An 11,460-nucleotide genomic window follows, 5' to 3' on the forward strand; every position below is an offset into this window, starting at 1 on the left:
TCCCCGGGCGGAACGGCCCCGGCCACCGGGTTTCCGCGCGGCCGCGCGGCCGCGGTCAGCGCAGGTTCGCGTACCCCTCGGACACGAGCCGCTCGGCGATCTGCGCGTAGGCGGCCGGGTCGGACGGCGCGGTCGTCGCGAGGCCGTCCACGTAGCGGTTGAACATGCAGAACGCGGCGGCGATCAGCACGGTGTCATGGATCTCCACATCCGAGGCCCCGGCGTGCCGGGCCGCGGCGACGTGCTCGGCGCCGACCTCCCGTCCGCCGCGCTGGACGGCGGCGGCGACCGCGAGCAGCGCCCGCAGCTTCTCCGAGATGGGCGCGCCCTCCGGATCCGCGTGGACGTGCCGCACCAGCGCCATCCCGCCCGGAAGCTGGGCGGCCGCGCACGCCGAGTGCGACGACGAGCAGAACCGGCAGCCGTTCAGCTCGGACACGTAGGCCGCGATCAGCTCGCGCTCGCCGCGCTCCAGCGGGCCGGGGCCGCGCAGCAGGGTCTCGGCCAGCGCGCCGAGCGGGCCCGCCGTCTCCGGCCGGAACTTGAGCAGGGCCCGCAGGCCGGGGAGCGTGTCGTCCAGGTCGATGTGTGCCACGAATCCGCCTCCAGGGAAGGTCGCCGAGGTCACCTCGATCCTGCGACGGCCGCCGCCGCCCGCGCCACTTCGGAACGGTCATCCTGTGGTTCGCTGGGGCGATGTACGACGTCGTGATCGCGGGCGGCGGGCACAACGGGCTCGTCGCCGCCGCCTACCTCGCCCGGGCCGGGCGTCGGGTCCTGGTGCTGGAGCGCCTCGGCCACTGCGGCGGGCTCGCCGTCTCGGCCCGCGTGTTCCCCGGCGTGGACGCGCGCCTCTCCCGCTACTCGTACCTGGTGAGCCTGCTGCCGTCGCGGATCGTCCGGGACCTCGGGCTGCGGATCGAGCTGCGGCGGCGCCGGTACGCCTCTTACACGCCGGTCGGCGGCGGCGGCCTGCTCGTCGACGACGCCGACCCGGCGCGGACGGACGCGTCGCTCGGCCCCGACGCGACCGCCTGGCGCCGCTTCTACACCATGACCGGGCACGTCGCCCGCCGCGTCGCGCCCACGCTGCTGGAACCGCTGCGCGACCGCGCCGGGCTGCGCCGGATCGTGGCCGACGCCGGGGCGTGGCGCGACCTGTTCGAACGCCCCGTCGGCGACGTCGTGGACGAGCGGTTCACCGGCGACGCCGTCCGGGGCGCGGTGCTCACCGACGCGCTGATCGGCACCTTCGCCGACCCGTCCGACCCGTCCGACCCGTCGCTGCTCGCGAACCGCTGCTTCCTGTACCACGTCGTCGGCGACGGGACCGGCGACTGGAACGTGCCGGTCGGCGGGATGGGCGCGGTCACCGGCGCGCTCGCCGACGCCGCCCGCGCCGCCGGGGCCGAGCTCCGGACGGGCATGGAGGTCCTGCACGCCGACCCGTCCGGCGAGGTCACGTTCCGGGACGGCGGCGGCGCCGAGCACGCCGTCTCGGCGCGGCACGTCCTGCTCAACCTGCCGGGCGAGACGCGGGCGGAGGGGTCGCAGCTCAAGGTCAACATGGTGCTGGCGCGGCTGCCGCGGCTGCGCGACCCGTCCGTCCGGCCGGAGGAGGCGTTCGCCGGGACGTTCCACGTCAACGAGTCCCGCTCGCAACTCGACGCCGCCTACCGGGAGGCCGCCGCCGGGCGGATCCCCGCGACGCCGCCCGCCGAGGTGTACTGCCACTCGCTGACGGACCCGTCCGTCCTCGGTCCGGAGCTGCGGGCGGCCGGGGCGCACACGCTGACGCTGTTCGGCCTGCACATGCCCGCGCGGCTGTTCCGCGCCGACCCCGAGGGCGCGCGGGCGGAGGCGCTGCGCGCGACGCTCGCGTCGTTCGGGTCCGTCCTCGCCGAGCCGGTCGAGGACTGCCTGCTGCGCGCCCCCGACGGCAGTCTGTGCCTGGAGGCCAAGACGCCCGTCGACCTGGAGAGCGAGCTCGGCCTGCCCGGCGGGCACATCTTCCACCGCGACCTGTCGTGGCCGTTCGCCGAGGACCCCGCCGAGCGGGGGCGGTGGGGCGTCGAGACCGAGCATCCGAGGCTGCTGCTGTGCGGGGCGGGGGCGCGGCGCGGCGGCGGGGTCAGCGGCATCCCCGGCCACAACGCGGCCCGCGCGATCCTCGGTTAGGTGCGGCCGCAGGCGCGGCGCAAGGCGGCGGCCAGCGCGTCCGGGTCGAAGGACGGCAGCACGGCGGCGAGGTGCCCGTCCGGGCGGACGACGTGGACGGTGTCGTCCCCGGCGCGCAGCGCGGTCCGCAGCACGCCCTCGGCGTCGATGTCGTCCAGCGCGTGGACCTCGTGCGGGACGCCGGTCACCGGCCGGTCCGCGTGCCGCCGCGCCGTCAGGACGACGAAGCGCGTCCCGAACAGGCGGCGCAGCCGGGTCGGCGCGCCGGACACGACGCACGGGCCGTCCGGGCAGATCACCCCCGGCACCGGCGGGCGGACCGCGCCCGCCTCGCGCGGGAACCCCTCCACCGGGCCGGACGGCGTGGTCAGCGGCGAGTCGAGGTACCAGTAGGGCTCGGCGAGCCGTCCCGAGTCGATGATCGTGCGGGGGTCGGGATGCGTCCGCGCGAGTTCGAGCGCGGCGAGCCGGCGGTCCCGCTGCGCGGGCGTCTGCGGGACGAGGAACTCCATCGTCGCCGTCGTCACCCGCAGGTTCTCCTCCGCCGCCGCGCGCCGCTCGGCGTCGTAGGACGCGAGCAGCTCCGCCGGCGCCCAGCCGCGCCGCACGTAGGCGAGCTTCCAGGCGAGGTTCTCCGCGTCCTGGACGCCGGAGTTGAGCCCGCGCGCGCCGAACGGCGCGTACAGGTGGGCGGCGTCCCCGGCGAGGAACGCCCGCCCGGACCCGAACGCGTCCGCGCACCGCTCGGAGAACCGGTACACGCTCGCCCACACGATCTCGTACGGGACGTCGCCCGCGATCCTCCTGATCCGCGCGTCCAGCGCCCCGGACGCGCGCTCGGCCGCGAAGTCGTGGTCGGCCGGGACCTGCCAGTCGATGCGCCACGTCCCGTCCGGGCACTGGTGGACGAGCACCTGCCGCCCCGGATTCCACGCCGGGTCGAAGTAGAACCGCCGCTCGCTCGGGAACGGCAGGTCGGCGCGGATGTCGCAGATCAGGAACCGGTCGTCGAACGAGCGGCCGGGGAACCCGATGCCGAGCAGCCGCCGGATCACGCTGTGCCCGCCGTCCGCGCCGACGACGTGGCTGCCCCGGACGGCGGCGCCGCCGGACGCCGCCACCTCGACGCCGCGCCCGTCCTGGCGGAGGCCGCCGACCGTCCGCCCGTACCGGACGTCGACCAGCGGCTCCGCGTCGGCGAGGGCGCGCAGCCACCCCTCCACCTCGGCCTGCGAGACGTTGATCCACGGCGGGACCGCGCTGCGCCCCGGGTCGGGAAAGGTGACCGCGAACAGCTCTTCGCCCCGGTGGTAGGTGCGGCCGGTCGTCCACGTGACGCCGCGGGCGATCATCGGTTCGGCGCAGCCGACCCGGTCCAGCACGTCGAGCACGTCCCGCTGGAAGCAGATCGCCTTGGACCCGGACGGGTCGCGCCGCTCCGCCGCCTCCAGCACCGTGCTCGGCACCCCGTGCCGGGCCAGCAGCAGCGCGGTGACCAGGCCGACCGGGCCCGCGCCGACGACCACGACCGGGACGTCGAGGGGGGAGGTCACGGCTGCGATGGGTCGCCCTCCGTCCGGGCGCGTTCGACGGCCTCCTCGATGGTCCGGTCCGCGACCCGCCGGTCCTGCCAGCCGCGCACGTCGGTGTCCTTGCCGGGCTCCAGGCTCTTGTAGATGTCGAAGAAGTGGGCGATCTCGTCGAGCACGTGCTCGTGGACGTCCCGCAGGTCGCGGATGTCGCCGTAGCGGACGTCCCGCGCGGGCACGGTGAGGACCTTGGCGTCCGGGCCGCCCTCGTCGTGCATCCAGAACACCCCGACGCTGCGGACCGTCACCTCGCAGCCCGGGAACGTCGGCTCCTCCAGCAGCACCAGCGCGTCCAGCGGGTCGCCGTCCTCGGCGAGCGTGCCGGGGACGTAGCCGTAGTCGGCGGGGTACTGCGTGGAGGTGAACAGCATCCGGTCGAGCCGGATGCGGCCGAGCCGGTGGTCCATCTCGTATTTGTTGCGCGATCCCCGGGGGATCTCGACGATCATCTCGATCTCCATGAATGCCTCCCCGGTCAAGGATCTACCCAAGAGGCTATGGAGATACGAGTGCCTCCGAGAGGGTCCAGAGCCGCTCGGCGCGCGCGGGGTCGCGGGCGTACGGGAGGTAGTGCCCGGCGGGCGGGTCGTCGCAACGCGTCCAGGCGGTGGCGACGGCGCAGTCTTCGAGGTACTGGCCGCCGACCCCGTCCAGCTCCGGCGCGACCGCCGCCCACACCGACGTCGCCGCGCCCTGTTCCGGGGTCTTCCACCCGGCCGGGGCGGCGGGGGAGCCGTCCTCCCCGGCCCAGCCCATCGCGCGCAGGTCGGCGGGTGAGATGTGGCGCTGCAGCCCGGTCATGATCGCGCCCGGCATGACCGCGTTGGCGGTGATGCCCGCGCCGAACTCCCGGGCGTCCAGCGCGACGGCGAACAGCGCGTTCGCGGTCTTCGACCGGCCGTAGGCCTCCCACGGGTCGTACGGCGAGCGCTCGTAGTTCGGGTCGTCGAGGTCGACGTCGCCGCGCCGGTGCGCCCGCGACGACAGCACCACCACCCGGGCCTTGCCCGCCGCGCGCAGCGCCGGGAGCAGCCCGGTGGTGAACGCGAAGTGCCCGAGGTGGTTGATCCCGAACTGCGACTCGAAGCCGTCCTCGGTGCGGATCAGCGGCGGCGCCATCACCCCGGCGTTGTCGACCAGGATGTCCAGCGGCCTGCCGGTGGCGACGTGCGCCCGCGTCCAGGCGCGGACGGACGCCAGCGAGCCGAGGTCGAGCCGCCGGAAGACGACCAGGTCGTTGCCGGTCTCCTTGCGGAGCCGCGCCGCCGCCTCCTCGCCGCTCGCCGGGTCCCGCCCGGCGATGACGACCCGCGCGCCCGCCCCCGCCAGCGCCCGCGCCGTCGCCAGGCCGATCCCGGACGCGCCGCCCGTGACGATCGCCTCCCTGCCCGCCAGGTCGTGCCCCGCCACCACCTGCGCGGCGGTGGAGGTCCGGTCGAACGTTCTCTCTCCAGGGTGTCCCATGGGGCCCAGGCTGCACCGCCCGCCGGACCCGCGTGAGACCGCCGCGTTCCTGGCAGTGACACGGTCACCCACGCCGCCGGCCCCGCTGGGATAATCGCCCGATGGTCTCGTCGAACGCGCTGGGCGACTTCCTGCGGGCCCGGCGCGCCCGCGTCCGGCCGTCCGACGCGGGCCTCCCCGCGGGCACCGGCCTGCGCCGTACCCCGGGCCTGCGCCGCGAGGAGCTGGCCGCGCTGTCCGGGGTCAGCATCGACTACTACATCCGGCTCGAACAGGGCAAGGAGCTGAACCCGAGCGCCTCGGTGCTGGACGCGCTCGCCACCGCCCTGCGGCTCGGCGGCGACGAGCACGCGCACCTGTACGCGCTGGCCAACCACGCCGCGCGGCGCACGCCGCAGGCGCCCCACAGCGCCGACCGGACGGTCGCGTCCGGGACGCGGCTGCTGCTGGAGAACCTGCGCCCGTGCCCGGCGTACCTGCTCGGCCCGATCGGCGACGTCCTCGCCGCGAACCCCGAGGCCGTCGCCCTCTACGCCGGGCTGGACGACTGGCCCGAGGAGCGGCGCAACACCGTCCGGTACGTGTTCCTGCACCCGGCGGCGCGGGCCCTGCTCGCCGACTGGGACGCCGCCGCCCTCGGCTGCGTCGCGAACCTGCGCGGCGTCCTCGCCGACGACCCGCGCTCCCCCGGCCTCGCCGGCCTCGTGGCCGAGCTGACTACCGGGAGCGCCGACTTCGCCGAGCTGTGGGGCCGCTACGACGTCCGCCGCCGGCGGAGCGCCCGCAAGACGTTCCGCCACCCGGTCGTCGGCGAGCTGACCCTCGGATACGAGGTGCTGCGCCTCCCCGAGCCGGGCCGCCGCGTCACCGTCTACCAGGCCGCGCCCGGCACCCGCGACCACGAGCGGCTCACCCGCCTGGCGCGCGAGCCGTAGCGGGAAAGGGGTCAGTGGGCGGCGGCGTTCCAGTCGGGACCGGCGCCCACGGCGACCTCGAGCCCGACCGACAGCGGGTAGGCGGTCGTCATCGTCGCGTGGACGATCTCCTCGACCGCCTCGCGCTCGCCGGGCGCGACCTCCAGCACGATCTCGTCGTGGACCTGGAGGAGCAGCCTGCTGCGCAGCCCCGCCTCCGCCAGGGCCCCGTCCACCCGGAGCATCGCGATCTTGACGATGTCGGCGGCCGAGCCCTGGACCGGGGCGTTCAGCGCCATCCGCTCGGCGGTCTCGCGGCGCTGCCGGTTGTCGCTGGTCAGGTGGGGCAGGTAGCGGCGGCGGCCGAGGATCGTCCGGGTGTAGCCGGTGACCCGGGCCTCGGCGACGACGTGGTCGAGGTAGTCGCGGACGCCGCCGAGCCGCGCGAAGTAGGCGTCCATCAGCGGGCGCGCCTCCGCCACCGCGATGCCGAGCTGCTTCGCGAGGCCGAAGGCGGACAGGCCGTAGGCCAGCCCGTACGACATCGCCTTGATCTTGCGGCGCTGGTCGGCGGTGACGGCCCCGGGCGCGACGCCGAACACCTGCGCGGCCATCGTGGTGTGCAGGTCCTCCCCCGACTCGAAGGCGGCGACGAGGGTCGGGTCCTGCGAGAGGTGGGCCATGACGCGCAGTTCGAGCTGGCCGTAGTCGGCGGTCAGCAGCGCCGCGTAGCCGTCGCCGGGCAGGAACGCGCGGCGGATGCGCCGCCCCTCCTCCGTCCGGACGGGGATGACCTGCAGGTTCGGCTCGACGGACGACAGCCGCCCGGTCGCCGCGACGGTCTGCTGGAAGGTGCTGTGCACGCGGCCGTCCGCGCCGATCTCGCGGATCAGCCCGGCGACGGTGGCGCGCAGCCGCGCCTGGTCGCGGTGCCGGAGCAGGACCTCCGGGAGGCCGTTGTCGGTCTGGGTGGCGAGCCAGGTCAGCGAGTCGACGTCCGTCGAGTACCCGGACTTGATCTTCTTCGTCCTGGGCAGGCCGAGCTCGCCGAACAGCACCTCCTGGACCTGCTTGGTCGAGCCGGGGTTGAAGCGGCGGCCCGCGATGTCGGCGGCCTCGTCGGCGGCGCGCTCCATCGCGTCCGCGAAGTGCTTCTCCAGCGCGCCGAGCATCTCCGCGTCGACGTGGACGCCCGCGCGCTCGGCCCGGGCGAGCAGCTCCGACAGCGGCAGCTCGACGTCGCGGAGCACCGCGTCCATGCCGGTGGAGGCGAGGTCGGCGGCGAACACGCCCGCGAGGTCGAGCACGGCCCGCGCGCCCAGCATCAGCCCGGCCGCGCCGTCGCCGGACGGGCGCCGCCCGAGGTGCCGACCGGCGAGATCGGCGAGGCCGTAGGCGGCGAGGCCGGGCAGCAGCAGGTAGGCGGCCATCGCGGTGTCGCAGGCGACGCCGCCGGCGCGCCAGCCGCGCTCGCCGAACACGCGCAGCAGCGACTTCAGGTCGTGCACGGCCTTCGGGCGGCCGGGATCGGCCAGCCAGCCCGCGAAGGCGCGCTCGTCGCCCGCGGTCAGCCGGGACGGCTCGAACGACGCGGCGTACCCGTCGCCCGTGGCCAGCGCGACGCGCGCGACGTCGCCCTCGCCGCGCGCCCACGTCCAGTCGGCGGCGAGGCCGACCAGGCCGGTGGCGCGGGCGCGCAGCCACGCGGCCAGCTCGCCGGGCTCCAGCTCGGCGCCCTGGATCGTCTCCGGCTCCTCCGCCGTGTCCGCCCGCGGGCGGCCGCCGCCCGGGTCGGCGGCGAACAGCCGCTGCCGCAGGCTCGCGTTCCGGAACTCCAGCTCGTCGAGCAGGGCGGTGAAGGCGGCCAGGTCGTAGGGGCGGCGGCGCAGGTCGTCCAGGCCGACGGGCAGGTCGAGGTCGCGGACGAGCTCGGTCAGCCGCCGGTTCAGCCGCACCGTGCCGGCCGCCGCGCGCAGCTTCTCGCCCGCCTTGCCCTTCACCTCGTCGGCGCGGTCGAGCAGCGCGTCGAGGGAGCCGAACTCGCGGACCCATTTCGCGGCCGTCTTCTCCCCGATGCCGGGGATGCTCGGCAGGTTGTCGGACGGGTCGCCGCGCAGCGCCGCGAAGTCGGGGTACTGGGCGGGGGTCAGGCCGTACTTCTCCCGCACCGCCTCGGGCGTGTAGCGGATCATCTCCGACGCCGTCCGGTAGAAGTACAGGACGGTCACGCGGTCGCCGACGAGCTGGAGCGCGTCCCGGTCGCCGGTGACGATCAGCACGCTCATGCCCGCCGCCTCGGCCCGCGCGGTCAGGGACGCGATGACGTCGTCGGCCTCGTAGCCGGGCGCGCGCAGCACCGGCAGGCTCATCGCGGCGAGGAACCGGTCGAGGATCTCGAGCTGGCTGCCGAACTCCGCGGGCGACCGCGCCCGCCCCGCCTTGTACTCGGGGAACGCCTCGGTGCGGAACGTCCGGCGGGACACGTCGAACGCGACCGCCGCGTGCGTCGGGCGCTCGTCGCGCAGCGCGTTGGCGAGCATGTTCGCGAACCCGTACACCACGTTGGTGGGCTGCCCCGCCGTGGTGCTGAAGTTCTCGACGGGAAGCGCGTAGAACGCCCGGTAGGCCAGCGAGTGGCCGTCGAGGAGCAGCAGGCGGGGCCGGTCGGTCATGTGACCCATCCTCGCACCCGGGAACGACATTCCAGCCCGCCCGAAACCCGCCGGGAGCCGGGCATGAAACGACCGGGCGAGATGTTGGGGGCAGACATGACGGAGATCAGACTGGGACGGCTCGGCGTCTGGCGGCCCTGGAGCCTGCTCGACCCCGCCCTGGCCAAGGACATCGAGGACTACGGCTACGGCGCGATCTGGGTCGGCGGCTCCCCGGCGGGGGACCTGGACGCCGTCGAGCGCCTGCTCGCGGCGACCGACCGGATCGTGGTGGCGACCGGGATCGTGAACATGTGGAGCACGCCCGCCGAGGAGGTCGCGCCGTCCTACTACCGGCTCGCGGACGCCTACGGGGACCGGTTCCTGCTCGGCGTCGGCATCGGCCACCCCGAGCGGACGCGGGAGTACCGCAGCCCGTACGAGACGGTCGTCCGGTACCTCGACGCGCTGGACGCGGCGGACGTCCCGGCCGCCCGGCGCGTCCTCGCCGCCCTCGGCCCGAAGGCGCTGGAGCTGTCGCGGGAGCGGGCGGCGGGCGCGCACCCGTACCTGACGACGCCCGACCACACGCGCGTGGCGCGGGAGACCCTCGGCGCCGGCCCCGTCCTCGCGCCCGAGCAGAAGGTCGTGCTCGACACCGACCCAGCGAGCGCACGCGCGGTCGCCCGGGAGGGGCTCGCCCGGTACCTGGGGCTGCGGAACTACGTCAACAACTTCAAGCGGTTCGGCCTCACCGACGCCGACGTGGCGGACGGCGGCAGCGACCGGCTCGTGGACGCGCTCGTCGCGCACGGCGACGCGGCCGCGATCGCCGCGCGGCTGTCGGCGCATCTGGACGCGGGCGCCGACACGGTGGCCGTCCAGGTGCTGACCGAAGAGGGCGGGGACCCGCGTCCCGCGCTGCGCGCGATCGCCGGGACGCTCGCCCCCTGAACGCGCGAAAGGGACGCGCCCGGGTGCGGGCGCGTCCCTCGGCGGACTCGCGTCAGCGGGTCTTGTAGCTGCCGAGCTGCTCCAGCGGCCGCTTGTAGGACGGCGCCGGGCGCTTGGCGAGCGCGTTCTTCCTGGCCAGCTCGTTGCCGTTCACGGTCAGCGTGCTGTAGGCGAACAACTGGGTGACCGACGCGGTGGCGTCGATCATCTGGTCGAAGCCCTTGAGGTTCACGTTGTCGTACCGGTCGCACGCCTGGTGGTAGCACGGGTCGTAGGCGATGCCCGCCGTGCCGCCGTACCGCTTGGCCTGCTCCGCGGTCTTGATCCCCTCGGCCCCGGTGGCGATGCCGCCCGCCGGGATGCCCGCGCTGATGAAGGCGTTGTAGTCCGAGCGCCCGTCGAACGCGGTCGGGTCGGTGGGCAGCTTGCGCGACGCGAAGTGGTCGTTGAACGCCTTCTCGATCGCGCCGGACCCGACCGGGCCCGGGACGTTGTTCTTGCCCTCGCTGTTGTCGCCGTCATAGACGAAGTTGACGTAGTTCGGCGACGCGAGCATGTCGAAGTCGAGCATCAGCGCGATCTTGTCGCGGTCCGCCTGCGGGAGGACGTCCACGTAGTGCTGGGAGCCGAGCAGGCCCTCCTCCTCGGCGCCCCAGAAGGCGAACCGCACCTTGTTGCGCAGCGCGGGGCCGAGCTTGTTGATGTGCTTGGCCATCTCCAGCAGCGTGGCGGTGCCGGAGCCGTCGTCGTTGATGCCCGGCCCCTCGGTGACGCTGTCGTTGTGCGCGCCCACGACGACGACGTTGTCGGCGCGTCCGCGCTTGGTGTCGGCGAGGACGTTCGCCGCCGTCCGCTTCTGGTTCAGCGTGTCGGTCTTGACCCGCAGCGTGACGCCGCCGTTCTGGGCCTGCTGGACGAGCGCCTTTCCAACGGCGTTCGTCGGGCCGACGACGGGCAGGCCGTACGGCTTGGTCAGCGTGCCCGCGACCGGACCCGGCTGGTCGGGGAGCTGGTAGATGACGACGGCGGCGGCGCCCGCGGCGATCGCGTTGTCGGTCTTGACGGAGAAGAAGCAGCCGCCGCGCTGGATCAGCGCGATGTGGCCCTTCGGGAAGCCGGCGAAGTCGTCGGCCTCGCAGCCGCTCCCGGCGCCGGTCGCGCCCGGGTCGACCGGGGTCGCGGCGGCGGTGACGTCCCCTGAGCCGGAGTACTGCAGCGTCTGGAAGTCGCTGTCGGGCTGGAACGTCTTCTGCTCGGGGGCCGTCTCGGCGAACGTCGGCGCGGACCGCTCCTGCCAGTAGTCGAACTCGAACCGCTGCACGGTCGGGGTGTACCCGGCCCGCTTGAGCTGGTCCGCGATGTACTTGAGGGTGATCTCGTTGCCCGGGAGTCCGGCGGCCCGGTTGCCGCCGTTCGCGTCCGCGATCTTCTGCAGGTTCAGCTGGTGATGGCGGACGTTCTTCAACGTGACCAGGTCGGCCAACGAGGGACGGCTCGGCGCCGCCTGGGCCGGGGCCGCCGCCAGGGTGCTGGCGGCGAGCGACAGCCCCAGGAGCGTTGCTAGCGCGGCTCTGCGCATGACACGGTCTCCGATAGTGGGGGATGATCTTGCGCCCGAAGCTTTGCATGCGACATTTCGCGCAACAAGCGATAGCGCAGTACATATCGCGGCCAACATCGGCCTTCCCCGATTCGGAGCGTGAGCGGCCG

The 11,460-nt window shown here is 74.7% G+C and carries 9 protein-coding genes; 3 read left to right on the top strand and 6 right to left on the bottom strand.

The genetic code is table 11. The features are described 5' to 3' along the window. Positions 1-55: 55 nt before the first annotated feature. Entirely contained in the window at positions 56-595 is a 540-nt protein-coding gene (locus tag ACH01S_RS09715) for a carboxymuconolactone decarboxylase family protein (protein WP_067888138.1), read from the bottom strand. A gap of 101 nt (positions 596-696) precedes the next feature. Between ACH01S_RS09715 and ACH01S_RS09720 the strand changes: the two genes are divergently transcribed. Continuing rightward, positions 697-2,178 (top strand): phytoene desaturase family protein, encoded by a 1,482-nt coding sequence (locus ACH01S_RS09720; protein ID WP_067888140.1) that lies wholly within the window; start codon positions 697-699, stop codon positions 2,176-2,178. On the opposite strand, the gene ACH01S_RS09725 is transcribed toward ACH01S_RS09720, so the two are convergent. The 3 genes from ACH01S_RS09725 to ACH01S_RS09735 are packed head-to-tail and all read right to left on the bottom strand — an operon-like array spanning position 2,175 to position 5,231. Continuing rightward, positions 2,175-3,731 carry an FAD-dependent monooxygenase gene (locus ACH01S_RS09725; RefSeq protein WP_148344648.1) on the bottom strand — a complete coding sequence of 519 codons (1,557 nt, stop codon included), beginning with the start codon at positions 3,729-3,731 and terminating at the stop codon, positions 2,175-2,177. The two genes, ACH01S_RS09720 and ACH01S_RS09725, sit on opposite strands and share 4 nt — an antisense overlap. Next, positions 3,728-4,228 (bottom strand): inorganic diphosphatase, encoded by a 501-nt coding sequence (locus ACH01S_RS09730; protein ID WP_067888144.1) that lies wholly within the window; start codon positions 4,226-4,228, stop codon positions 3,728-3,730. Before ACH01S_RS09730 ends, ACH01S_RS09725 begins: the two co-directional genes overlap by 4 nt. A 34-nt stretch (positions 4,229-4,262) precedes the next feature. After that, entirely contained in the window at positions 4,263-5,231 is a 969-nt protein-coding gene (locus tag ACH01S_RS09735; protein WP_067888147.1) for an SDR family NAD(P)-dependent oxidoreductase, read from the bottom strand. 101 nt (positions 5,232-5,332) lie between these two features. Between ACH01S_RS09735 and ACH01S_RS09740 the strand changes: the two genes are divergently transcribed. Then, a complete protein-coding gene (locus tag ACH01S_RS09740) occupies positions 5,333-6,166 on the top strand; it encodes a helix-turn-helix domain-containing protein (RefSeq protein WP_067888150.1) in 834 nt (277 codons plus the stop codon). 11 nt (positions 6,167-6,177) lie between these two features. On the opposite strand, the gene polA is transcribed toward ACH01S_RS09740, so the two are convergent. After that, the gene (gene polA, locus ACH01S_RS09745) at positions 6,178-8,817 is read right to left on the bottom strand and encodes a DNA polymerase I (protein ID WP_218010206.1); all 2,640 of its coding nucleotides are present in this window, start codon (positions 8,815-8,817) and stop codon (positions 6,178-6,180) included. A 96-nt stretch (positions 8,818-8,913) separates the two neighbouring features. Between polA and ACH01S_RS09750 the strand changes: the two genes are divergently transcribed. Next, positions 8,914-9,750 carry an LLM class F420-dependent oxidoreductase gene (locus tag ACH01S_RS09750; RefSeq protein WP_067888156.1) on the top strand — a complete coding sequence of 279 codons (837 nt, stop codon included), beginning with the start codon at positions 8,914-8,916 and terminating at the stop codon, positions 9,748-9,750. A 52-nt stretch (positions 9,751-9,802) separates the two neighbouring features. Here the strand turns inward: ACH01S_RS09750 and ACH01S_RS09755 are convergent, their stop codons facing one another. Then, the gene (locus ACH01S_RS09755; RefSeq protein WP_067888159.1) at positions 9,803-11,329 is read right to left on the bottom strand and encodes a M20/M25/M40 family metallo-hydrolase; all 1,527 of its coding nucleotides are present in this window, start codon (positions 11,327-11,329) and stop codon (positions 9,803-9,805) included. Between the last annotated feature and the right edge of the window lie 131 nt (positions 11,330-11,460).

The sequence above is a fragment of the Actinomadura chibensis NBRC 106107 genome, assembly GCF_001552135.1.
GTDB lineage: Bacteria > Actinomycetota > Actinomycetes > Streptosporangiales > Streptosporangiaceae > Spirillospora > Spirillospora chibensis.